We start from the raw sequence: 22,874 nt of genomic DNA on the forward strand, positions 1-22,874 counted from the left end.
CCATGATAGCGCACCTCCTCCGCTGCATCCTGCTGACCGGCGTCCTGATGGGCGTCACGCTGCCGAAGATGACGGCGGTGCTGGCAGGTGTCGGTCTGAGCGCCGGGAACACCGTGCTGATCTGTACCGGCGACGGGCTGGAGCAGATCACCCTCGATGCCGAGGGCAATCCGGTGGAGTCAAAGCCGGTCAGGGACGTTCCCTGTCTGCTCACCCATGCGCTCGATCATGCCTTTGCCGCCGAGGCCGCACCGCGCCCCGCCGGCTTTGCCACCATCGCGGTCTCGCTGGTGCGTCCGGCGCTTGCCGCACCGGACCGGTTTATCCACGACGCCCCCTCGCGCGCGCCGCCGCGCGCCTGATGTCCCCGCACCACACCTGACATCATGACCCGCCGGGCGCCGTTGCGACCCGGCCCGAGGGAGCAAACCAATGCCACTCATTCCCCTTCCGGCGCCCTGTCGCGCCGCCCCGCGCGCATGTGCGACCTTCACCCCGACGCGGGAGGTCCGGCCATGACCGAGGACACCCGCCGCGCCGCCCTCTACCGCTCGGTCTGGCGCTGGCATTTCTATGCCGGGCTCTACGTCATCCCGTTTTTCCTCGTCCTCGCGATGAGCGGCATGGCGATGCTCTGGATCGCCTTCCTCGACGGGCGCGACGGGGAACGCACCGCCGTTCTGCCACAGGCACAGGCGCTGCCGCTGTCGGAACAGGCCGCCGCCGCGGAGGCCGCTTGGCCGGGTGGCGAGCTGACGCAGTACATCGCCCCGCGTGATGCCGCGCTGGCCGCGATCTTTCGCGTGGATACCGCCGACGGCCCGATGATGGCCGTCGTCGACCCCTACACCGCCGAGGTGCTGGAGCAGTTCCCGCGCCGCAGCGGCTGGTATGACCTGATGGACAATGTCCACGGGTCGCTGCTGCTGGGCCTTACCGGCGACCGGATGATCGAGATCGCCGCCTCGCTGGGGATCGTGCTGCTGGTGACCGGGCTCTACCTGTGGTGGCCGCGCGACGGGCGCGGGCTGCGGGCCCTGCTCCCGGCGCTCGGGTCGCGCGGGCGCAGCCTGTGGAAGTCGCTGCACGGCACGGTCGGCATCTGGATCTCGGTCATCCTGCTGTTCTTCCTGATCTCGGGCCTTTCCTGGGCCGGTGTCTGGGGCGAGAAACTGGTGCAGGCGTGGTCGAGCTTTCCGGCGGGCAAGTACGGCGGTATCCCCGTGAGCGACGTCAGCCACGCCGAGGCGCTGAACGGCGGCACCAAGGAAGTGCCCTGGGTGCTGGAACAGACCCCGATTCCCGCCTCCGATCCGCACGCCCACCACCACGGCGCGGACGCGGCGGCGGCCCCTGCCGAGGGCATGGCCGGTGCCGGGGCGATGCCGGATCTCGACCGGGTGGATGCCTTTGCCCGCGAGATCGGCTTTGCCGGGCGGTATCAGCTGAACCTGCCCAAGGGCGACACCGGGGTCTGGACGCTGAGCCGGGATTCGATGAGCACCGACAGCGTGAACCCGACCAGCGACCGGATCGTCCATGTGGACCGTTACTCGGGCGCGGTGCTGGCCGATGTGGCCTATGCGGATTACGGCCTGATGGGCAAGTCCATGGCCGTGGGCATCGCGCTCCACATGGGGACGCTGGGCCTGTGGAGCGTGCTGGCCAACACGCTCGTCTGCCTCTCGGTGATCTTCCTTGCCGTCTCGGGCGTGGTGATGTGGTGGAAGCGCCGTCCCGCCGGGGCCACCGGGCTCTCCGCGCCGCCGATGCCGCGCGACATGCCGCACTGGCCTGCCGCGACCGCCATCGCGCTGGCGCTGGGGCTGGCCTTTCCGATGGCCGGGATCACGCTGGTGGTCGTTCTGGCCTTCGACGCGCTGGTCCGGCCGCTGCTGGCCCGGGGTTCGGGCCGCTTTGCCTGATCGGGGGCGGGCCGGACGGCAAGTCCGGCCCCTCCCCTTCGCTGCCGGGGTCAGACCCCGTGCAGCATCTTGATCTCGAGGAAATCCTCGAGCCCGGGCAGCCCGCCCTCGCGGCCGCTGCCCGACCGCTTGTAGCCGCCGAAGGGGCTGCCATAGGCCACGCCCGCGCCGTTCAGGTGGACATTGCCCGCCTTGAGCTGGCGCATCACCCGACGGGCGCGCGCCGCATCTCCGGTCTGGAGATAGGCGGCAAGGCCATAGTCGGTGTCATTGGCCAGGGCGATTGCCTCTTCCTCGGTGTCGAAGGGCATCATCGACAGGACGGGGCCGAAGATTTCCTCGCGCCAGACGCGCATGTCCACGGTGCAGTCGGCAAAGATCGTGGGGCGGGCCCAGTGGCCTGCATTCATGCCCTCGGGCTTGCCCGGCCCCCCGGCGACCACACGGGCGCCTTCGCGGACCCCGGCCTCGATCAGCGCCTGCACCCGGTCCCACTGCAGGCCGGAGACCAGCGGGCCGATGTGGCTGCCTTCCTGCGTCGGGTCGCCGACCTCGGTCGCCAGCGCGGTTTCCGCCGCGATCTCGACCGCGCGGTCATAGACCGGCCGTTCGACCAGCATCCGGGTCGGTGCGTCGCAGCTCTGGCCCGTGTTGTTCATGACCTCCAGAACGCTGCCCCGGACCCGCTCTTCCAGATCGCAGTCGGCAAAGACGATGTTGGGGCTCTTGCCGCCCAGTTCCAGCGTGACCCGCTTGACCGTGGGGGCCGCGTCGACGGTGACGGCGGTGCCGGCCCGGGTCGACCCGGTGAAGGACATCATGGCGATATCGGGGTGGCCGGACAGCGCCGCGCCGACCTCGGGGCCGGTGCCGTTCACGAGGTTGAAGACCCCCGGCGGAAAGCCTGCCTCGTGCATCATGTCGGCCCAGAGCAGCGCGTTCAGCGGAGTGACTTCCGAGGGTTTCAGCACGCAGGTACAGCCCGCCAGCACGGCGGGGATCACCTTGAGCGAGATCTGGTTCATCGGCCAGTTCCACGGCGTGATCAGCCCGACGACGCCGATGGGTTCGCGGGTCAGCGTGTCGCCATTGGTCAGCTTTTCCTCCCAGAAGACATCGTCCAGCGCTTCGAGGAAGCCGCGGGTGTGGCCCGATCCGGTATCGGCCTGCTGTTCGCGGCTCATGGTGATCGGCGCGCCGAGTTCGGAGGTGATGGTCTGGGCCATCTCCTCGAACCGCTTTTCGTAGATCGCGAGGAAGGCTTCGACCAGTGCGCGCCGTTCCGCCAGCGGAGTGGCGGACCATTTCGGAAAGGCGGCCACGGCCGCCGCGACGGCCTTGTCGACGTCCGCTGCGCTGCCAAGGCTGATGGTGGCGATTTCCTCGCCGGTGGCAGGGTTCTCGACCGGGGCTGTTTCCGGGACAACGGGCGGCACCCATGCGCCGTCGATGTAGAAATACGGGTGGTGGGACATCGGCTTTCCTTGCTCTGTGGGCGGGCGCGGAGCCCCCGCCGCGCCATAAGAGCGGAAGCGAGGCCCGCGCACAACGCAGAGCTTGGGAAAATCACGCTGGCAACCAGCCGGTCGCCCGCGCCCCGGGCAGTGCCCGGCGGCGCGTCACTCGGTCGGTTTCATGTCCTCGAGCGAGTCGGACAGCGGTTCGGCCACGACCTCTTCCTTCTCCAGCACCGCCCAGCAGGTGTCATCCCCGGTTTCGGGCAGGTCATAGTCCTCGCGGTGGCGATGGATATGCGCCTTGGCGATGAACAGCGCGGTGATGGGCGCGGTCAGGAACAGGAACAGGGTGATCATCAGCTCGTGCACCGAGAGGTAGCCCTCGATGGCGTAGGAGTGGAGCAGCGAGGTGATCAGCACGCCCCCGACCCCCAGCGTCGTCGCCTTGGTCGGCGCGTGGAGGCGCGACATGGAATCCCCGAGCTTGATCAGCCCGAAGGAGCCAACCACCCCGAAGAAGCCCCCGATGACGAGGAAGACGGCTGTCAGGTAATCCGCGATCTGTGCCATCACGCCCTCACTCGATGATGTTGCCGCGCAGCATGAAGCGCGCGTAGGCGACGGTGGAGACGAACCCCAGCATGGCGATGATCATGGTGGCCTCGAAGAAGATCTCGGTGCCTTCCGAAATTCCCATCAGCACGAGAATGGCGATGGAGTTGATCACCATCGTATCGAGCGCCAGAACGCGGTCGCCCACCCCCTCGGCGGTGATGATCTTCCACAGGTTCATGAGCATCGCGAGGCCGAAGCAGCCGAAGGCGAAGGTGAGCGCGGTCTCGATCATTCGAAAATCTCCATCAGGCGGCTTTCGTAGCGGTCGATGATGCCCTGCCGGACCTTCTCGGGCTCGGGCGCGTGCAGGCAGTGTACCAGAAGGTAATGGCCTCCGCTCGACAGGTCGCAGGACACGGTGCCGGGCGTCAGGGTGATGGTGCCCGCCAGCGTGGTGATCGCCTCGGGGGTGCGCAGGCGCAGCGGCACGCTGATCCACGCCTGTTTCATGTCGGCGTTCGACTTGAACAGGATCAGCCGCGCCACGGTGACGTTGGCGACCATGATGTCGTAGATCACCACGAGGATGTACTCGACGATCTTGATCGTGTGGCGCACCCGGCTCATGCCCGGCCAGTAGGGGCTGATCACGAAGGGGATCAGCACGCCGAGGAAGAAGCCGAAGATCACCGAGTTCCACGAGAAGCGGTTGACCAGCATCAGCCAGACCAGCGTGAGCAGCAGGGTCAGCAGCGGGTGGGGAAAGAGGCGGCGCAGGAGTTTCATGACCCGGTCCCCTTCAGAACGGTGTCGATATAGGTCTGCGGATTGTAGAGCTGTTCCGCGGTCTTGCCGGTGTAGGTCATCACCGGCCCGGCAAAGACGGTCAGCAGCACCAGCACCCCGAGCAGCGCGAAGGCCGGGACGAAGGGCAGCCGCGGCGGCGCGACCGGCAGCTTGACCGCGCGCGGATCGGGCGGCACCTCGGCGTCGGCGATCTCTTCGCTGTCGGGCTCGTTGTCGTCATGGGATTTCCAGAACACGAGGCTGCCCGCGCGGGCAAAGCCGAGGATGGCGCAGAAGGAGGTGATCAGGATCACGCTCCAGACCAGCACCGCCTGCGCGCTGTCGCGCGCGGCATCCAGCACCAGCAGTTTCCCGACGAAGCCCGAGAGCGGCGGCATGCCCGCAACCGCGATGGCGGCGGCGAAGAACAGCACCGAGATGGTGCCGCCGTGCGGCATCGGCTGGTAGGGCCGGATCGAGTCGCCCTGGCGTTCGACCACGAGGTCGGCCACGAGGAACATCAGCCCGGCGGCAAAGGTCGAGTGGATCATGTAGTAGATCGCCGCCGCTGCCGTATCCTGCGTAAAGAGCGACACCGCGACCATCAGGGTCCCGGTCGAGCCGATGGTGCCGAAGGCCGCCATCCGCATCATCCGCCGCGAGCCGAGAACGCCGATGGTGCCTGCTGCCACGGTCAGCAGCGCGGCGTAGATCAGCCAGTTGGAGGCGAGACCCTGCGTCGCCTCGACCTGCGGGCCGAAGACGAGCGTATACATGCGCAGCACCGAGTAGACCCCGACCTTGGTCATGATCGCGAAGAGCGCGGCCACCGGCCCCGGTGCGTTGCCGTAGGAGCCGGGCAGCCAGAAGTGCAGCGGCAGCACCGCGGCCTTGACCGAGAAGACCAGCAGCAGCAGCACGGCGGCCACCCGGATCAGCGCGGTATCCTCGGCGGGCATCTCGGCGACCTTGACCGCGAGGTCGGCCATGTTGAGCGTGCCGGTCACCGCGTAGATGGTGCCAAGCGCGAAGAGGAACAGGGTGGAGCCGATCAGGTTGTAGGCCACGTATTGCACGCCCGCGTGCAGGCGATGCGCCCCGCCGCTGTGGATCATCAACCCGTAGGAAGCGATCAGCAGCACTTCGAAGAAGACGAAGAGGTTGAAGGCGTCCCCGGTCAGGAAGGCCCCGAGCACCCCCATCAGCTGGAACTGGAACAGGGCGTGGAAATGGCGCCCCCGGTCGTCCCAGCCGGTCCAGATGGCGTAGAGCAGCACCGCCAGCGCCAGCACCGCGGTCAGGAAGACCATGAGCCCCGACAGCCGGTCCAGCACCAGCACGATGCCGAAGGGCGCGGGCCAGTCGCCCAGTTCGTAGACGGTGATGTCGCCCGTCGCGGCATGGGCCAGCAGGCCCGTCGCGATGCCCAGCAGCGCCACCGTGCCCGCCACCGAGAAGATGCGCTGCAGGTCGAGGTGATGCCGGATCACCATCAGGATGAACGGCGCCAGCAGGGCCGGCAGCACGATGGGAAGAATGATCCAGTGGCTCATGCGTCGTTGTCCTGCAGGTCCGACACGTCGTCCATGTCGATCCGGTCGTCATTGTCCGAGAGATAGGCCGAGAGCGCGATCATCACGATCAACGCCGTCATGCCGAAGGAGATCACGATGGCGGTAAGCGCCAGTGCCTGCGGCAGCGGGTCGGTATAGGCGACCGCCTCGTCCCGCAGGATCGGTGGCAGGCCGACCACCAGCCGGCCGGAGGCGAAGAGGAAGATGTTAACCGCGTAGGAGATCAGCGAGATGCCGAGGATCACGGGAAAGGTCCGCTGGCGCAGGATCAGGTAGATACCGGCGGAGGTCAGCAGGCCGACGGCGGTGGCGACGAGAATTTCCACGGCTCAGTCCTCCCTGCCGCCGCGCGGATCGTCCCGCGCCGGGTTGATGTCCATCGGGTATGGGCTGTCGGTGTTGGGCCGCCACGCGTAGCGCGACAGGCTTTCCAGCGCCAGCAGCACCGCCCCGACCACGGCGAGGAACACGCCCACGTCGAACAGGGCAGCGGTGGCCCATTCGAACTTCTCGAGACCCGGGATGTGGATGTAGCCGTAGTCGCTGGTCAGGAAGGGCTTGTCGTTCAGCCAGGCCCCCATGCCGGTGACGGCGGCGACAAGGACACCCGAGCCGATGATGCCGTGGTAGGGAAAGTGCTGGCGTGCCGCGGCCCAGCTGAAGCCCGAAGCCATGTACTGCATGACGATGGCGATGGCCGCGATCAGGCCGGCGATGAAGCCCCCGCCCGGTTCGTTGTGGCCGCGGAAGAAGATGTAGGCCGCGACCATCAGCGCCACCGGCATCATCAGGCGGGTCACCACCACCATCATCAGCGGGTGGGAATCCCCTGCCACCGGCCAGTCTGGCTTGCGGTTCAGCAGCTTGGCCCGGACGCTGGTGCGCAGGATGGCCTCGGTCAGGGCAAAGATCACCACCGCCGCGATGCCGAGCACGATGATCTCGCCGAAGGTATCAAAGCCACGGAAGTCCACGAGGATCACGTTCACCACGTTGTGGCCGCCACCGCCCTTGTAGGAGTTGGCGAGGTGGTACTCCGAGATCGACGGGAAGGCGAAGTCGCGCGTCAGGATCGCGTAGAGCAGGAGCCCTACCCCGACCCCGGCGCCGATCGACAGAACGGCGTCGCGCAGGCGGCGGCCCGGGCTGCTCTCGATCGGGGTCCGCTTGGGCATGAAGTTCAGTGCCAGCAGGAGCAGGATGATGGTGACCACCTCGACCGAGAGCTGGGTAAGCGCGAGGTCGGGGGCGGAGAAGTAGTTGAAGCCCAGGGTCACCACGAGGCCGATGATCGCCATGATCACCAGCGCGATGACCCGGTAGCGGTGGAAGGCCACCACGCAGGCGGTAGCGCCGATCAGGCAGAACCAGACGATCAGCGGCAGCACCTCGATGCGGTTCATCGGGCGCGTCGCCTCTCCGATCTCGCCGGTCGAGAAGGCGTAGACGCCGAGACCGACGGTGAACAGCGTGAAGATCGCGGCATAGCGGCTGAGCGCGCCGTCATGCAGCGTGTCGGTCACTGCCCGCGCCGCGCGGATCAGCGCGCCGATGCAGGCGTCGAAGATCACCTTGGCCTCGGGCCGGGGCGCGGCGAGCCATGCCACGTCGAGCGGGCGGTGCAACGCCAGCAGGATCAGGCCGCCGACCGTCGCGATGCCGGACATGATCAGCGCGGTGTTCACACCGTGCCAGATCTTCAGCTCGTGATAGTGCCCGTGCCCGCCGATCACCGCGTCGGTGACGGTGCGCACGATCTCTCCGGCCAGCGCCTCGGGGAACAGGCCGATGGCCACCACCAGCAGCACGAGGATCGCGGGCGACAGCCACATGCCGATGCCCGGGTCGTGCGGCTTGTGCGGGTAGTCGTCGCGCACCGGGCCGAGGAAGGTATGGACCACGTAGCGGAAGGAATAGGCCGCCGAGAACAGCGCGCCGACGGTGGCCAGCACCGGGAACAGCCACTCCGACCCGTTCCAGATGGTATGGGCCGCGGCGTCGAGCATCAGTTCCTTGGACAGGAAGCCGTTGAGCGGCGGGATACCGGCCATCGACAGCGAGGCGACGGTGGCGAGGACGAAGGTCACCGGCATCAGGACCCGGAGGCCGCCCAGCCGCTTGATGTCGCGGGTATGGGCCTCGTGGTCGACGATCCCGGCGGTCATGAAGAGGGCCGCCTTGAATGTGGCGTGGTTCATGATGTGGAACACGGCGGCCATCGCCGCTTCTTCGGTGCCAAGGCCCAGCAGCAGGGTGATGAGACCAAGGTGACTGACCGTGGAGAAAGCCAACAGCGCCTTGAGGTCGTCCTTGAACAGGGCGATCACGGCGCCGAGAACCATCGTGATCATGCCGATGCTGGCGACGATGTAGAACCAGATGTCGGTGCCCGAGAGCACCGGCCAGAGACGCGCCATCAGGAACAGCCCCGCCTTCACCATCGTGGCGGAGTGCAGGTAGGCGGAGACCGGCGTCGGGGCAGCCATCGCGTGGGGCAGCCAGAAGTGGAAGGGGAACTGCGCCGACTTGGTGAAACAGCCCAGCAGGATCAGGATCAGAGCGGGCACGTAGAGCGGCGAGGCCTGGATCTGATCCTTGCGCTCGAGGATGGTTGTCAGGTCGTAGCTGCCCGCGGCATGGCCTAGCAGCAGCATGCCCCCGATCAGGGCGAGGCCCCCGCCCCCGGTGACGGCCAGCGCCATGCGCGCGCCCTGCCGGCCCGCCGGCAGGTGCCGCCAGTAGCCGATCAGCAGGAAGGAGGAGAGCGAGGTCAGCTCCCAGAACACCACCAGCAGCAGAATGTTGTCCGAGAGCACGATGCCCACCATCGCGCCCTGAAACAGCAGCAAATAGGTGTAGAAATTGCCCATCGGGTCTTCGCGCGAGAGGTAGTGGCGCGCGTAGATGATGATCAGCAGGCCGATCCCGAGGATCATGGTGGCAAAGAAGAAGCCGAGCCCGTCCATGAAGAAGTTCGCGTTCATGCCCAGTTGCGGCAACCAGGGCGCGCGGGCGGTCACGGTCTCGCCGCGAAAGACTTCGGGGGCATGAAGGAGGACACCGACGAGAGCCAGCAGCGTCACCGCTCCTGCTGCCGAGGAACAGGCATTGCGTCCTGCGCGGATCAGAAGGGCGGGAAAGACCGCCCCAAGGAAAGGCAGGGCCGCAATCAGGAACAGGGACAACGCGAAGCTCCTTCGGTTCAATTTTCTCGTTCCCTTGTGCGTAAGGAAAATAATGGGTCTGTCAAACCCTTGAAGATCGGGAAAACCGTCCCTTGTGCCCATTTCACGCAGTCCCGGGGCCGGAAAATCGCCCCAGGGCCGTCTCTGACGGAAACTTGATTGCCCGTTAGCGGGGCGGCGGAGGGCACCCGCTTGTCCGGTGACACGCGGTCGCGCAGACTGGTCCCAGCCCTCATCCGTCACGAAGGTCGTCCATGCCGGAGACACCCGCCCCCAAGGTCCGCCTGCCCCGGTCCCGACGCCGCGCGATCCTTGTCGCGGTGATCGGGCTCGGGCTGCTGGGGCTCTACTGGGAGACAAGGCCGACCGCCTTCGACGGGCAGGCCCTGAGCGTAAGCGAGGCCCATGCGCAGGCGGCCGACGGGCGTGTCCTGCTGGTCGATATCCGGCGTCCCGACGAATGGGCGAGGACCGGCATCGGGGAAGACGCGACGCCGCTGGACATGCGGCGCGACGATTTCGAGGTGGCGCTGGCAGAGCTGACCGGCGGTGACCGGACAAGGCCCGTCGCGCTGATCTGCGCCGGGGGCGTGCGTTCGGCCCGGATGGCGCAGAGGCTGGCCGAGGCGGGTTACGAAAACGTGATCGACGTGCCCGAGGGCATGGAGGGGTCGGCCGCCGGACCCGGCTGGATCGACGCCGGGCTCCCCGTACGGACGCCCGGCGCGGCAGAGGGAGCGACCGAGTGACGCGGCTCGCTGTCCTGATCGCCGCACTGATGCTGGGCGGCCCGGCGCTGGCCGACTGCGGCCCCGCCCCGGACGCCTGCGAGATCGAGGGCGGCAGCTATCACATCGCCCTGCCGGCGCAGCCCGAGGGCGCGCCGGTCGTTGTCTTCCTGCATGGCGCGGGCGGGACCGGCGGGTATTCGATCAGCAACGCGGATGTCGTCGCGCCCATGCTGGCGCGCGGTTACGCGGTCCTCGCCCCCGATGGCAGCCGGTCCTTCGGCAATGGCGGGGGGCGCGTCTGGAACTTCCTGCCCGGGCGCGAGGGGCGCGACGAGGCGGACTTCCTGCAGGACGTGCTGCGCGACGCGGCCGGGCGGTTTGCGCTCGACACCGGCGCGCCCGTCCTCGCCGGGTTCTCGGCGGGGGGCTTCATGGTCAGCTACCTCGCCTGCGCGCGCCCCGGCGACTTTGCCGCCTACGCGCCGGTTTCGGGCGGGTTCTGGCGCCCGCAGCCCGAGCACTGTGCCGGCCCGGTGCGGCTGTTCCAGACCCACGGCTGGCGCGACACCACGGTTCCGCTGGAGGGGCGCGCCCTGCGCGGGGGCGCCTTCGTTCAGGGAGATATCTTTGCCGGGATGGCGCTGTGGCGGCAGGCCAACGCCTGCGCGGGGGACGATCCGAGCGGCTATTCGGAGACCGGGCCGTTCCAGCGGCGGCGCTGGGACTGTGTCCCGGGCAGCGCGCTGGAGTTCGCGCTCTTCCCCGGCGGTCATCAGGTGCCTGCGGGCTGGGCCGACATGATGCTGGACTGGTTCGAGGCGCTGCCCGGAGAATGAGCGGCGGATGGCAAAAGGGCAGGACGATGTCCTGCCCTTCCGTTCGGGGTTACTCGGCGGCGCGGGCCTGCGGCACGGCGCCATCGAGCATCGACTTCAGCTCGGCCCGGTAGTGGCGGGCGGCCTGCGTGATCGGCGGCGCGCGGAAATCCTCACGCGTCCCCATCCAGCGCCCGGCCTGCCAGAGGTGCATGCCGCTCAGCATCGAGAGCGGCACGGCCAGCACGAGGCTTACCGCGATCGGCAGCAGCCAGGGCGACACGACGCCGAAGAACATGCCGGTGACGAGGGCCGCGCCGCTGATGGTTTCCAGCAGGTGGCACTGCAGCACGGTGGTAAAGCCATAGGTCCCACCCGCGCGCGCCTGCGGCGACCAGCCCTTCTGCATCCCGAAGGCGGTGCGCAGCACGGCGATCATCTGCTGCACCATCAGGATCGGTGCGTAGAGGATCGACAGCAACACCTCGGAGAGGAAGGACAGCACAAAGCGCCCTGCCCCGCCAAACTCCGTAAAGCGGGCACCGGTCAGCGGCAGCGCCGCCACCCCGACCAGCTTGGGTGCGAGCAGCATGGCATACATCAGCACGATGATCAGGACGTGGCGCCCCTCGGTCATCTCGGGCCACATCGGCATGGTCGGGTTCGACTCGCTGAAATACTTCAGCACCGAGGCCTCCTCGCTGGGACCGATCAGGGCCCACATCACCAGAAGCGAGAACCAGATCGGCGACATCAGGTAGCCGATGGCCCCGTGGAACATGTGGAATCGCGAGATCGGCATGAAGCCCTTGGAGCGCAGCAGTCCGAGGTGCTGCAGGTTACCCTGGCACCAGCGGCGGTCGCGCTGGACGTGGTCGATCAGCGTCTGCGGGGTTTCCTCGTACGAGCCCTTGATGCGCGGCAGGAAGCGGACGGCCCAGCCAGCGCGGCGCAGCAGACCCGCCTCGACGAAGTCGTGGCTCATGATCAGCTTGTCGGAGCCGTTCATGCCGCGCAGGTGCGGCAGGCCGGCCGAGGCCGCGAAGGCGGCGGTGCGGATGATCGCGTTGTGGCCCCAGTAGTTGCCTTCCTGACCACACCAGCGCGCCATGCCCTCGGCGAAGGCGGCGCCGTAGACGCCGTTGGCGAACTGCTGCATCCGGGCAAAGACCGACTGCGCCCCGATCAGCTGCGGGAAGCTCTGGATCAGGCCGGCGGCCGGGTCGCGCGACAGCGCATCAGTCAGGCGCAGGATGGCGCGGCCGGTCATCAGGCTGTCGGCGTCCAGCACCAGCATCGCGTCATAGGCGCCGCCCCAGCGGCTGACCCATTCGGCGATGTTGCCCACCTTGCGGTCGGTGTTCTGCTCGCGACGACGGTAGTAGAGTTCGAGGCCGGGGCTCAGCTGGCTCTGCACCGCGCGCACGGCCGCCTGCTCCTGACGGGCGATTTCCTCGTCGCGGGTGTCGGAGAGGATGAACATCGCATAGCGGTGCGACCCGCCGCGCGCGCGCAGCTCTTCCAGCATGGAACGGGCGCTGCCGAGCACATACCACGGCACCTCGTTGTAGACCGGCATGCACAACGCCACCTTGAGCGGCCGTGCCGGGCCATGCGTCGGGCGGGGCGAATGGCGGGTCAGCGAAACCATCCCGAGGATCACGGTGGAGACCGTGAAGGTGATCCAGAAGAAGTTGAAGCAGATCAGGGTGATCAGCAGTGCTTCGAGCAGGCTGATCCCGTCCTTGCCGAACCAGCCGGTCATAGCCCAGAGCATGCCGAGCGTCGCAACCATGGCAGGGCTGAACGCCAGCACGCGCCACAGCGCCACGCCTTCCTCCTGGACGGACGCAGGTGCGTTGTCGTCCCGATACTCCGTCGAAAAATCCTGAACCGGCATTGTCCGGGGGCTCTCCGCCGGCATCGCCCGAAAATCGTTCATCACTTCGTCCATCTGTATAGCCAGACTTCGCTGGCGGGCGCGCCGTCCCGACGCAATTGTGCACGCAGTTCCACCAGCTCGTTGTCTCCGGGGTCGAAGGCAAAGGCGAGGCGGACCCCACCGGTATCCGGGTTGCGCTGGACCACACCTTCCGTGGTGACCGCAGAGGAGGAACTCACGCGGATCTCGATCTGTTCCAGCGGTCCTTCGAAAAGCGGGTGCTCTTCGAAGTCGATGGTGACAATCCGCCCATCCTTGTGCTCGGACCAGGCATGGCTGGCGCCCATCCGCGTATTGAGGACGCGGGCGAGCCCCGAGCGCACCGGCGCTTCGGCGCACCAGGTCAGGCGGTAGGAGAGATCCAGCCGTCCGCCTTCGGGCACCGGATCGCGCGGACGCCAGTAGGCGACGATGTTGTCGTAGATTTCCTTGTCCGACGGGATCTCGACCAGCGTCACCGCCCCCGGGCCCCAGTCGCCGCGCGGTTCAACCCAGACGCCCGGACGCTTGTGGTAGAGCGCCTCGAGGTCGGAGAAATCCGAGAAGCGGCGCGAGCGCTGCATCAGGCCGAAGCCCTTTGGCATCTGGTCGACGAAGGACGAAATCTGCAGCTTGGTCGGGTTCGACAGCGGCCGCCACAGGACCTCGCCCGCGCCGTTCCAGACCAGCAGGCCATCGCTGTCGTGCACCGCCGGGCGGAAGTCGTCGAAGCGCACCGAGTTGGTGGCATCGAACAGGAACATGCTGGTCAGCGGGCCGATGCCCACGTGGTCGAGCTCGGTCCGGGCGAAGAGCGCTGCCTGCACCTCCATGGTGCAGTCCGGGCCGGGCATGATGTCGAAGCGGAAGGCGCCGGTCACGCTGGGGCTGTCGAGCAGCGCGTGGACCACGATGTTCTTCTGGCCTTCCTTCGGACGCTCCAGCCAGAAGCGCACGAAATCGGGGAACTCCTCGCCCTCCGGGTCGCCGGTCTTGAGCGCGAGGCCGCGGGCCGACAGGCCATAGGTCATGCCGTAGCCAATGGCGCGGAAGTAGCTCGCGCCCTGAAACACGCAGAATTCGTTCTTCTTGCCCGCCTCGGTCAGTTCGGTGCGCAGGCGCAGGCCGGAGTAGCCGGTGCTCTCGTCCACGGGGAGGTCGGGCACCTTGTCGGTCTTGTCGAAGTGCGCCAGCTCGAAGGGCACGGGCATGTCGACGCCGTTCTCGACCGAATCGACGTGGATCGCCTGGCGGTAGTAGAGGCCGGGCGCGAAGAAATCGACTTCGTAGGGGCTGCCGGTACCGGACCACAGCGCCTCGGTCGGGCGGAACCAGAGGGATTTGTACTGTTCGTAGGAGAGGTTCAGCCATGCATCCGGAACGGTCGGCCGCGCCTCGTAATCCTGCCGCGCAAGGTCGCGGGCCATCTGCACCACGGTTTCACGGCTGAAGGGAGTGTCATCTGCCGATGCCCCGGTCGCGCGGAGGACCGCGAGTGCCGAGGTGGAGGCGAGAAAGGCACGTCTCGAGAAATTCATTGGCGTTTTGCTTTCCAGGGATTCGACTTGAACCAGGCGGCGGCGTAGGCGACCAGTGTGATCAGGAGGAAGCCGCACAGATTGATCACCATAAAAGTGAAGGCAGATCGACCGGTTAGGTCGAGAACGAACCCAAGTAGGCGGGCCGCCGCCATCGAGAAGACAAAGACGGCGAGGGATTGCTGACCCACCTTGGTGATGGCCGCGCTGACTGCCTGCCAAACAGGCCCTGCGACTCCGTCACGCAGCGCGACGAGGTGCCGTCCACTGTCACCCGCCGCCGCCCAGGCGAGGTAAGCCAGCGACAGGAAGTGCACGTAGCGCAGAATCGCGAAATCGGTCTTGTCACGCGGGTCGAAGCCGGTGTTGTTGCGCATCTGGTCGAGCCCTTCCCAGACGGCGTGCAGCTTCATCCCCAGTTGCGGGGCGATCGCGTCGATCCAGCTGACCACCTTCCACGAGGCGAAGGGCAGCGACAGGACGAGCACCGCGACGGCGATCCAGACCAGCGTCTTGGTCACCGGGGGCTTGGGGATCCATCCGCGCATCAAACCAAAGCCCGTGAAGAACAGCAGCTGCCACGCGAAGGGGTTGAAGAACCACTCCCGGTCTGAGAGCGGTTCGGCCGGAAGGTGCAGATTGCCGAAGCCGGCTGCGAGCCAGAGCGCGACGCTGAACGCGGCGGCGAGCCAGAAGTTCACCCGCACCAGCGCCATCATCACCGGCATCAGGGCGAGCACCACGAGGTACATCGGCAGGATGTCGAAGAAGTTCGGCACGTAGGTGAGCGTGAAGATCCCCACGATGTGCTGTTCGGTGTTCTCGAAGAAGGGCACGAGGTTCAGCTCGCCCACGTAGGAGCCCTCGTAGCTGCCGTAGAGGTCGAGCGCGGCCATCATCGCGGCGACGGTGAAGAACAGGGCGATGTGCGCCCAGTAGACCTGCCAGCAGCGAAAGATCACCCGCGCGGTGCCCATCAGCCAGCCGCGGCGCGCGAAGGTGCCGCCGAAGGCGATGGCCGAGGCCATGCCCGAGCAGAAGACGAAGATCTCGGTCGCGTCGGAAAACCCGAATCGCGCCGGGATCCAGTTGGCCCAGGCGTTGGTCGGGATATGCGCGACGAGGATGATGAACATCGCGATACCGCGATAGAAGTCGAGCCGCGGATCGCGCTGTCGCGCCGCGGTTGGGGTCGGGGCCGTTCTGAATGCCGCAAAGTCCATGGGGGGCGAAATGGTCGCCATATACCGTCCTGTTAACAAACCTCTGGTCACTGAGCGGAAACGCGGTTCGAGCAGTCAGGTTCCCGCGCAGCGCTAATAAGATTTCTGCGAGTCGCACAATAGGCATCTTCTCGCCCATCGCGTCGGATAAGGCGCTCTTTTAAAAGGAGTTCTGCCGCATCGACCCGTCCGGCCCTCAATCCGGCGTCGATGGTGATGCGTTCGAACACGTCGCGCTGTGCGTGGCTGCCGCCGGCATGCTGCATTTGCGGCATAACTCGACACAAAAGCACAAATGCGGCCTCGAAACGGCCCTCGGTGAAGGCCGCGAGCCCCTCGGCAGCATCGCACCCCGGCACCCCCATACGCACCCCTACCTCATCAGCGGAATTCCGCGCATCGTGATGAATTCGCCGGATCAAGCGGCGACTTTCAGCTTGGCGGTCGGTTCGGGCCAGCGCGAGGAGGTAGTGCAGGTCGGCGAAGATCAGGCAGCCGTCCTCGGTTCGGCGGGCGCTGAGTTCGGCCATTTCCTCCCAGCGGTCCCCCACGTCGACGCCCTCCAGCTCCAGCCGCATCAGCAGGGAGACCCCGTTCGAGATGTCGCGGTAGTCATCTGTCCGTTCGGCGCGGATCTCGCGGTCGTAGAGGTCCAGCACCTCGTCGATCTCGCCCTGGTCGAGGTGCATCAGCGCCTTGTGCCACCACACGTGGAAGCGGAAGTTGTTGCAGTGCGCCCAGGCCTCCTCGCGGCCCGTCAGCCATTGCAGCCCCTGCCGCGCCCGCCCGGTCATGTCGTGCACATGGGCCACCGCATGCAGGCCCCAGGCGTCATCGGGCGCGAGCCACAGGGCCTGTCGCCCGGCGATCTCGGCCTGTTCGTAAGCGCCGGTCTCTTCCAGCGCGAAGGCGTGGCAGCCGAGGAGGTAGCCGCGCGCGGGGTGATCGGGCTCGTAGGCCGGGAGCAGCCGCTCGGCCGAGGCGCGCATGCCGCCGGCGTCGCCAAGGACGAAGCGGATCGCCTGGCTGAGTTTCATGGCCAGCGGATCGGTGGGGTCGCTCTCAAGCACGCGCTCCATCCCGGCCACCGCGCGGGAGGGCGCCCCGGCGAGCCATGCCTCCAGCGCCGCGAGGTAGTGGCGTTCGCGCTCGGTCGCGCCGGAGCGAAGGGCGGCGGACTGCGCCGTCGCCAGCGCGGTTCGGGCCGGTTCAACCAGTTCGCGGCGGCCCAGCAGGAGGTAGAACAGCCCCTGCACCGCATGGGCGAGGGCAAAGTCCGGCTCGGCCTCGAGCACGCGCGCCAGATGCGTGGGGGTCGCCGCGCCATGCGCAAGGAACGCGCGCTGCGTGGCGCTCCAGTCCGCGACGGTTGCATCCCGGGTCAGGCTGACCGTCTGGCCGAATACGTCCTGTTTCATCAAGCTGTCGTCCCCTCTGGAAAATCCCTTGTCTCCAGAAGGTACAGAGCCGCACCGCGCGCGCGGGTTCACAGCTTGCGGCGCTCTCGATTTGGTGATGCCCCGTGTGGCGTTCCGTGTTCTTTGTGTCGAAAACCCGTGGCTTTGCGCGTCTCGCCGCGCAAACGGCGCGCCCCGGGCGTGGCTATGTTACGAAACCGGCGGGCTCAGATGCGCCCGTCATAGGCGGCGCGGTCGATCTCGGCGGCGATCACGGTGAATGTTTCAGCCGTCAGAGCCGCCTCGAGCGCGGCGCGCAGTTCGGCGCGGCTGCGCACGCTTACGCCTGCCCCGCCAAAGGCCCGCCCGATGGCTGCGAAGTCGTGCCGCTCAAAATCGACGCCCCGGTTCACCATCTGCCGCTCGCGCTGTTTCTTCTCGATCAGCGCGAGGCTGGCATCCACGAAGGTCAGAAAGATGACCGGCGTGCGCAGTTCCGCCGCGGTGGCGAGTTCGCCCGCCACCATGAGCATCCCGGCGTCGCCCGCAAAGCTGATCACCGGCCTCTCGGGCGCGGCCAGCTTCAGCCCGATGGCCAGCGGCAGGGCGCAGCCCATGGTGCAGAGCCCCGAGGACTGGACCAGCGCGCGGGGTTCGGAACAGGTCCACATCTGCGAGAGCAGGATGCGATGCGCGCCGCTGTCGGCAGTCGCCAGCGTTTCGGGCGGCATCACCGCCCGCGCCTCGGCGATCACCGCCGCCGGGCCCCAGTGCTCATCGGTCGGAAAGGCGGCGGCCAACGCGGCCTGCACCTCTTCGGGCCGACCGTCGGTCCAGGTCGCGCGGCCGCGGCCGCCCTCGGCCATCGCTTCGAGCGTCGCCGCCGGATCGGCGACGAAGGCGAGGCTCGACTGGTGCATGTAGTGATCGTTGGCGACCGGCGCGATGTCGATCACGCGCTGCGTCTCGGGGTCCCAGACCTCGCGCCAGCCCGGGCGCATCTCGATCGGGTCGTAGCCGATGCAGAGCACGAGGTCGGCTGACTTGACCAGCCCGCGCAGGGGCCCATCCGCCAGCGGCGAGAGCCCTGCCCCGCCGAGGCAGAGGGGATGATCCTCGGGCAGCACGCCCTTGGCCTTGTAGGTGGTGATGAAGGGGATCGAGAAGAGTTCGAGAAAGGCGCGCAGCACCGTTGCCGCCTCGCCGTCGAGCATGTCGAGCCCGACGATGGCGATGGGGCGCTCGGACTCCGACAGCCACGCCCGCGCCCATGCGAGGTCGGCCCCGGCGGGGGCCACCGGGCTGGCGGCGGCGCGGCGGCGCGGGGCGCGCGCGTGCGGAATGGCGTCGGCGACGCCGATGGGCACGTCGATATGCACGGGCCCCGGGCGCGGATCGGTGGCGGTGGTCACGGCGCGGTCGGCGATGATGTCGGCCGAGGCGGCGGTGAGGCGATAGCTGGCCTTGGTGATCGGTGCGAAGACCGCCTGATGGTCCATCACCTGATGGGTGTAGGTCTGCGCCTCGTCCGCATCGACGCAGCCGGTCAGCACGATCATCGGCACCCTGTCCTGCAGCGCGTTGGCAACCACGTTCACCCCGTTCATCGCCCCCGGCCCCAGCGTGGCGACGAGGATGGCCGGCGCGCCGTCGCGGTGATGCACCCCCTCGGCCATGAAGCCCGCCGCGTTCTCGTGCTTGGCGAGGATGAAGCGAATGCCGGCCCGTTCGAGCGCATCCACGAGGGTCAGGACCTCTCCCCCCGGCATGCCGAAGGCGAAACGGCAGCCAGCCTCGTAGAGGCGTCGAGCCAGAAGATCGGCGGCGCGCATCGGTTCCTGCATGGGAGGTGTCCTTCGTTCAGGTGCGAAAAAGCCAACTCCCTCGCGCCCTTCCGCGCAAGCCCGAACACGGGCTTGTGACCTTTCGGCTCCCGGCAGCCCGCGCGGGGCGAAGCCTTACTTCACCGCCTCGGAAGCGATGGTGGCAAAGGCGCTGTCGAGTTCGGCGGCGAGTTCCACCAGTTCGATCCCGCCTTCCTTGCGGTAGGGGAAGAACACGGTGGTGGGGGTCTTGTAGGCGAGCGTCGCGGAGCCATCGGTGTTCTCGGTCACGTAGAACCGGATCGGCGCCTCGATCATGGCGGCGGTGGACAGCTCGAGCATCTTCACCGCGTAGTCGTTGTTGAAGACGCCGACCACGCGGTTGCCCGGGATGGTGACGCCGCGCGCGGCGGCGGTTTCGGTCGGACCGGCCTCGGTCACCACGCCCATGCCGTTATCGGTCACGGCCTGCTTCAGGTCGGCGAGCAGCGTGTCATAGCTCTTGTCGGTCGGGAAAACCTCCCAGCCCTCGCGGGGTTTCAGGTCTTCGGCCTGCGCGAGGCCGACAAAAAAGGTCGATAGAACAAGGATGAAATAGAAAGGGGCACGTTTCATGGCGTTGCTCCGGTAGATGAAAAGTGTCCTGACTCAACCCTGTCACCCGCCCCCGGTTCCACTCACCTCTGCGTGAGCGGCCCCAGGTCGAGCCCCTTGACGATCCAGCCGCGCGTTTCTGCCGGGTCGATCACCGCGTCGATTTCCTGAAGGGCGGCGACGTTCAGCGCGCCGCCCTCCTCGTAGGACTGGGCGACGAGCCGGTCGAAGAGCTGCTTGCGCGACGCCTCGTCCGGGGCGGCGTCGAGTTCGCGCTTGAAGCCGAGAGTCACCGCGCCTTCGAGCCCCATCGGCCCGAACTCGCCCGTTGGCCATGAGACGTTGAAGTCGGGGGTGACAAAGCTCCCGCCCGCCATCGCCTGCGCCCCGATGCCATAGCCCTTGCGCAGGCAGAGGAAGAACAGCGGCGCGGTCATCTCTGCCCCGGCGGACAGGAAATCGGCCGCGGCTTGCACCCCGCCCTGCCGCTCGCTTTCGGGGCCGACCATGAAGCCGGGCGTGTCGCAGAGCGACAGCACCGGCAGGCGGAAGCGCGAGAACAGGCGCAGCATCCGCGCCGCCTTGGCCGAGGCAGGCGCGTCGAGCGCGCCGCCGAGGTGGTGCGGATTGTTGGCGATCAGCCCCATCGGGCGGCCCTCGATCCGGATCAGCCCGGCGACGAGCCCGGGCGCATGGGCGGCCCCGAGCTCGAGGAAGCTGCCGGTATCGACCAGCGCGGCGATCACCACGCGGATGTCATAGGCGCGCAGCCGGTTCTCCGGGATCACGTGACGCAGCAGGCGCGGATCCCCGGCCTGCCAGTCGGCAAGGTCGCCCTGGAAATAGCTCATCGCGCGCCGGGCGGCCTCGGCGGCCCCGGCTTCGTCATCGGCAAGGATGTCGACCAGCCCGATCTCTGCTTGCATCGGCGCCGGTCCGATCTCTCTCGGGTCGAAGCTGCCCAGTCCGCCCGCCTCGATCATCGCGGGCCCGCCTAGGCCGATCCACGAGGCCCGTGTGGCGATGCGGATATCCCCCGCCCCGAAGACCGCCGCGTTGCCGGCAAAGCAATAGCCTGAGTTCACCGTGATCTTGGGGCCGCGCCCGCGGTGCCGGGCGAAGACGTGAAAGGTGGTGACGTCAAGCGCCGAGCGCTTGATGTCGTTGAAGTCGACATCGCCCGGACGCCCCCCGCCGCCCTCGGTGAAGAAGATCATCGGCAGGGCATGACGCTCGGCTACCTCGAACAGGCGGTCCGTCTTGAGGTGGCCGAAATAGCCCTGCGTCCCGGCCATGACCGACCCATCGTAGGCGAGGATGGCGACCTGCGCCCTCTCCTTGGCCACGAGCCCAGCGTTGACCTCGCCGAAGCCGGTGATGATACCATCCGCCGGGGTGTCGCGCATCAGGTCCTCGCGCTCGCGCCGCCGCCGCTGGGCGGCGTAGACCAGTTGCCCGAATTCGTGGAAGGTGCCGCCCCGGGTCAGGTCCGCGACGTTTTCGCGCGCGGTGCGCTGGCCCCGTCCGCGCCGCCGTTCCACCGCCGCGGGCCGGTTCTCGTCCAGCGTCATCGCCAGCCGGTCCTGCAGGGCCTGCAGGTCGGGACGCACGTGATCGGGATCGGGCGCGGCCTCGACCGCCAGCAGGGCCTCGGCCGCGTCGGCCGGTCGGTAGGTGACCAGCGGCGCGCCCAGGTTGACCACCTCGCCGGGCGTGCAGAGCACCGAGACCACGGTGCCGGGCCCGGTTGCCGCCACCACGTGCTGCATCTTCATCGCCTCGAGCACGACGATCTCCTGCCCGGCGGCAAAGGCCTCGCCCGGGGCCAGCGTCACGCTGTGCACCAGCCCCTGCATCGGCGCGCGCAGTGCCTCGCCGTCCAGCGGGGTCGCGGCGGCCAGCATGGGCGCGGGCTCGGGCACCACCGCGGGACCTGTTAGCGGGGGTGGCGTGTCGTGGATCAGCTGGTCGACCAGCCCGCGATCGACCGCGCCCACGTCGATGTCCCAGTCGCGCAGTTCCCCCCGCGCCAGAAGGGCGCGCAGGAAGGGAATGTTGGTTCCGGCCCCGGTGACCTGAAACTCGGAGAGGGCGCGCCCGGCGCGGCCCAGCAGCCGGTCGAGCTCGCCCGAGGGTTCGTGGACCACGACCTTGGCCAGCAGGCTGTCGAAGTTGGGGTTGGTCTCGTACCCGGCATAGCCGTGGGTATCGACCCGCACTCCCGGCCCCAGCGGCGGCTGGAAGGTCTCGAGCCGCCCGCCCGCCGGAGTCACCATGCCATCGGGCCTGATCACCTCGGTATTGACGCGCGCCTGCATCGCGATGCCGACCGGCCAGCGCGGCCCGTCAGACAGCCCGAGGTCGGAAAGCCGTGCCCCGTCGGCCAGTTCGAGCTGGAGCGCGACGAGGTCGAGGCCGGTCACCTCTTCGGTCACCGTGTGCTCGACCTGAAGGCGCGGGTTGGCCTCGATGAAGTGGTACTCGCCCTCGCCGCCGGTCTCGACAAGGAACTCGACGGTGCCGAGGCCCCGGTAGTGGGCGGCCCGGCCCATCGCCACGGCCGCGTCCAACAGGGCCGCGCGCAGGTCATCGTCCAGCAGCGGCGCGGGGCTGATCTCGACGATCTTCTGGTGACGTCGCTGGAGGGTGCAGTCGCGTTCCCAGAGGTGGGTCACCTCGCGCCCGTCGCCGATGATCTGGACCTCGATATGCCGCACCGGGCGCAGGTAGCGTTCGGCGTAGAGGTCGCTGACGCCGAAGGCCGCGCCCGCCTCGGCAGCCGCCCGGGCGAACGCCGCCTCCACCTCCTCGGGCCGCTCGATCACGCGCATCCCGCGCCCGCCGCCGCCGCCCACCGCCTTCAGCAGGACCGGCGCACCGCCCTGCGCGGCAAGGAACGCGCGCGCCTCGGCGGCGGTGGCAAGGGGTCCGGACCCCGCCGCCACCGGCACACCCGCCCGCACGGCCAGCGCGCGGGCCGAGACCTTGTCGCCCAGCAGGGCCAGCGTCTCGGGGTCGGGCCCGACAAAGATCAGCCCGGCCTCGCGGCAGGCTTCGGCAAAGGCCGCGCTCTCGCTTAGAAAGCCGTAGCCGGGATGCACCGCATCGCAGCCCTCGTCGCGCGCCACCGCGATCAGCGCCTCGATGTCGAGATAGGCCGCCGCCCCCTGCCCCGGCAGCGCGATCGCCTGATCGGCGTGGCGCAGGTGGAGGGATCCGGCATCGTCCGCCGAGTGGACCGCGACCGTTCGGACACCCATCGCCGCTGCGGTTCGCGCGACCCGGATGGCAATTTCACCTCGGTTGGCGATCAGCAGTGTCGGAATCATGGTCGTCCCTTGAATTGCAGC

General features: G+C 68.0%; 18 protein-coding genes. 4 read left to right on the forward strand and 14 right to left on the reverse strand.

What is annotated here, in order from left to right; translation table 11 throughout:
- The first annotated feature begins 2 nt into the window (after positions 1 to 2).
- Together DDT93_RS22785 and DDT93_RS22790 are read left to right on the forward strand one after the other, a co-directional pair.
- Complete coding sequence (locus tag DDT93_RS22785) at positions 3 to 362, forward strand: DUF2946 family protein (RefSeq protein WP_109468209.1); 360 nt, start codon at positions 3 to 5, stop codon at positions 360 to 362.
- A 153-nt stretch (positions 363 to 515) separates the two neighbouring features.
- Positions 516 to 1,925 (forward strand): PepSY-associated TM helix domain-containing protein, encoded by a 1,410-nt coding sequence (locus DDT93_RS22790; RefSeq protein WP_109468210.1) that lies wholly within the window; start codon positions 516 to 518, stop codon positions 1,923 to 1,925.
- Between the two features lie 50 nt (positions 1,926 to 1,975).
- Here the strand turns inward: DDT93_RS22790 and DDT93_RS22795 are convergent, their stop codons facing one another.
- The 7 genes from DDT93_RS22795 to DDT93_RS22825 all read right to left on the reverse strand — a co-directional run bounded on the left by DDT93_RS22795 (position 1,976) and on the right by DDT93_RS22825 (position 9,482).
- A complete protein-coding gene (locus tag DDT93_RS22795; protein ID WP_109468211.1) occupies positions 1,976 to 3,400 on the reverse strand; it encodes an aldehyde dehydrogenase family protein in 1,425 nt (474 codons plus the stop codon).
- A 144-nt stretch (positions 3,401 to 3,544) separates the two neighbouring features.
- Positions 3,545 to 3,952, reverse strand: coding sequence for a Na+/H+ antiporter subunit G (locus tag DDT93_RS22800; protein WP_109468212.1), 408 nt, complete (start codon positions 3,950 to 3,952; stop codon positions 3,545 to 3,547).
- A 7-nt stretch (positions 3,953 to 3,959) separates the two neighbouring features.
- Entirely contained in the window at positions 3,960 to 4,229 is a 270-nt protein-coding gene (locus tag DDT93_RS22805) for a K+/H+ antiporter subunit F (RefSeq protein WP_109468213.1), read from the reverse strand.
- Positions 4,226 to 4,723, reverse strand: coding sequence for a Na+/H+ antiporter subunit E (locus DDT93_RS22810; RefSeq protein ID WP_109468214.1), 498 nt, complete (start codon positions 4,721 to 4,723; stop codon positions 4,226 to 4,228). The genes DDT93_RS22805 and DDT93_RS22810 overlap by 4 nt, the downstream gene beginning before the upstream one ends.
- Positions 4,720 to 6,276: a monovalent cation/H+ antiporter subunit D gene (locus tag DDT93_RS22815; protein ID WP_109468215.1), complete on the reverse strand. Its 1,557-nt coding sequence runs from the start codon at positions 6,274 to 6,276 to the stop codon at positions 4,720 to 4,722. The genes DDT93_RS22810 and DDT93_RS22815 overlap by 4 nt, the downstream gene beginning before the upstream one ends.
- Positions 6,273 to 6,623, reverse strand: a complete 351-nt coding sequence (locus DDT93_RS22820) for a Na+/H+ antiporter subunit C (protein ID WP_109468216.1) — start codon at positions 6,621 to 6,623, stop codon at positions 6,273 to 6,275. Before DDT93_RS22820 ends, DDT93_RS22815 begins: the two co-directional genes overlap by 4 nt.
- A gap of 3 nt (positions 6,624 to 6,626) precedes the next feature.
- Positions 6,627 to 9,482: a monovalent cation/H+ antiporter subunit A gene (locus DDT93_RS22825; protein ID WP_109468217.1), complete on the reverse strand. Its 2,856-nt coding sequence runs from the start codon at positions 9,480 to 9,482 to the stop codon at positions 6,627 to 6,629.
- 254 nt (positions 9,483 to 9,736) lie between these two features.
- On the opposite strand from DDT93_RS22825, the gene DDT93_RS22830 reads away from it, so the two are divergent.
- Together DDT93_RS22830 and DDT93_RS22835 are read left to right on the forward strand one after the other, a co-directional pair.
- Positions 9,737 to 10,231, forward strand: a complete 495-nt coding sequence (locus DDT93_RS22830; RefSeq protein WP_109468218.1) for a rhodanese-like domain-containing protein — start codon at positions 9,737 to 9,739, stop codon at positions 10,229 to 10,231.
- The gene (locus DDT93_RS22835) at positions 10,228 to 11,049 is read left to right on the forward strand and encodes an alpha/beta hydrolase family esterase (RefSeq protein WP_232825546.1); all 822 of its coding nucleotides are present in this window, start codon (positions 10,228 to 10,230) and stop codon (positions 11,047 to 11,049) included. Before DDT93_RS22830 ends, DDT93_RS22835 begins: the two co-directional genes overlap by 4 nt.
- Positions 11,050 to 11,098: 49 nt before the next feature.
- Here DDT93_RS22835 and mdoH read toward each other — a convergent pair whose 3' ends face one another.
- From mdoH to DDT93_RS22870, 7 genes are all read right to left on the reverse strand, one after another.
- On the reverse strand, positions 11,099 to 12,982 hold the full coding sequence (mdoH, locus tag DDT93_RS22840; protein WP_109468219.1) for a glucans biosynthesis glucosyltransferase MdoH: 1,884 nt from the start codon (positions 12,980 to 12,982) through the stop codon (positions 11,099 to 11,101).
- Entirely contained in the window at positions 12,970 to 14,487 is a 1,518-nt protein-coding gene (locus tag DDT93_RS22845; RefSeq protein WP_109468220.1) for a glucan biosynthesis protein, read from the reverse strand. The genes mdoH and DDT93_RS22845 overlap by 13 nt, the downstream gene beginning before the upstream one ends.
- Positions 14,484 to 15,731: an OpgC family protein gene (locus DDT93_RS22850; protein ID WP_109468221.1), complete on the reverse strand. Its 1,248-nt coding sequence runs from the start codon at positions 15,729 to 15,731 to the stop codon at positions 14,484 to 14,486. Before DDT93_RS22850 ends, DDT93_RS22845 begins: the two co-directional genes overlap by 4 nt.
- 26 nt (positions 15,732 to 15,757) lie before the next feature.
- A complete protein-coding gene (locus DDT93_RS22855; protein WP_109468222.1) occupies positions 15,758 to 17,128 on the reverse strand; it encodes a tetratricopeptide repeat protein in 1,371 nt (456 codons plus the stop codon).
- A 206-nt stretch (positions 17,129 to 17,334) separates the two neighbouring features.
- Complete coding sequence (locus tag DDT93_RS22860) at positions 17,335 to 18,951, reverse strand: thiamine pyrophosphate-binding protein (RefSeq protein WP_109468223.1); 1,617 nt, start codon at positions 18,949 to 18,951, stop codon at positions 17,335 to 17,337.
- A gap of 114 nt (positions 18,952 to 19,065) precedes the next feature.
- Positions 19,066 to 19,545, reverse strand: a complete 480-nt coding sequence (locus DDT93_RS22865) for a DUF302 domain-containing protein (protein ID WP_109468224.1) — start codon at positions 19,543 to 19,545, stop codon at positions 19,066 to 19,068.
- Between the two features lie 62 nt (positions 19,546 to 19,607).
- The gene (locus DDT93_RS22870) at positions 19,608 to 22,853 is read right to left on the reverse strand and encodes an acetyl-CoA carboxylase family protein (protein WP_109468225.1); all 3,246 of its coding nucleotides are present in this window, start codon (positions 22,851 to 22,853) and stop codon (positions 19,608 to 19,610) included.
- Between the last annotated feature and the right edge of the window lie 21 nt (positions 22,854 to 22,874).

Origin of the sequence: Albibacillus kandeliae (assembly GCF_003116585.1) — a bacterium.
Classification (GTDB): Bacteria; Pseudomonadota; Alphaproteobacteria; order Rhodobacterales; family Rhodobacteraceae; genus Albibacillus; species Albibacillus kandeliae.

Coding starts and splice junctions, on each gene's coding strand:
- DDT93_RS22790 (WP_109468210.1), top strand. CDS start 516: ATGACCGAGGACACCCGCCGCGCCGCCCTCTACCGCTCGGTCTGGCGC.
- DDT93_RS22870 (WP_109468225.1), bottom strand. CDS start 22,853: ATGATTCCGACACTGCTGATCGCCAACCGAGGTGAAATTGCCATCCGG.
- DDT93_RS22845 (WP_109468220.1), bottom strand. CDS start 14,487: ATGAATTTCTCGAGACGTGCCTTTCTCGCCTCCACCTCGGCACTCGCG.
- DDT93_RS22855 (WP_109468222.1), bottom strand. CDS start 17,128: ATGAAACAGGACGTATTCGGCCAGACGGTCAGCCTGACCCGGGATGCA.
- DDT93_RS22795 (WP_109468211.1), bottom strand. CDS start 3,400: ATGTCCCACCACCCGTATTTCTACATCGACGGCGCATGGGTGCCGCCC.
- DDT93_RS22850 (WP_109468221.1), bottom strand. CDS start 15,731: ATGGCGACCATTTCGCCCCCCATGGACTTTGCGGCATTCAGAACGGCC.
- DDT93_RS22815 (WP_109468215.1), bottom strand. CDS start 6,276: ATGAGCCACTGGATCATTCTTCCCATCGTGCTGCCGGCCCTGCTGGCG.
- mdoH (WP_109468219.1), bottom strand. CDS start 12,982: ATGGACGAAGTGATGAACGATTTTCGGGCGATGCCGGCGGAGAGCCCC.
- DDT93_RS22810 (WP_109468214.1), bottom strand. CDS start 4,723: ATGAAACTCCTGCGCCGCCTCTTTCCCCACCCGCTGCTGACCCTGCTG.
- DDT93_RS22865 (WP_109468224.1), bottom strand. CDS start 19,545: ATGAAACGTGCCCCTTTCTATTTCATCCTTGTTCTATCGACCTTTTTT.
- DDT93_RS22805 (WP_109468213.1), bottom strand. CDS start 4,229: ATGATCGAGACCGCGCTCACCTTCGCCTTCGGCTGCTTCGGCCTCGCG.
- DDT93_RS22800 (WP_109468212.1), bottom strand. CDS start 3,952: ATGGCACAGATCGCGGATTACCTGACAGCCGTCTTCCTCGTCATCGGG.
- DDT93_RS22830 (WP_109468218.1), top strand. CDS start 9,737: ATGCCGGAGACACCCGCCCCCAAGGTCCGCCTGCCCCGGTCCCGACGC.
- DDT93_RS22860 (WP_109468223.1), bottom strand. CDS start 18,951: ATGCAGGAACCGATGCGCGCCGCCGATCTTCTGGCTCGACGCCTCTAC.
- DDT93_RS22785 (WP_109468209.1), top strand. CDS start 3: ATGATAGCGCACCTCCTCCGCTGCATCCTGCTGACCGGCGTCCTGATG.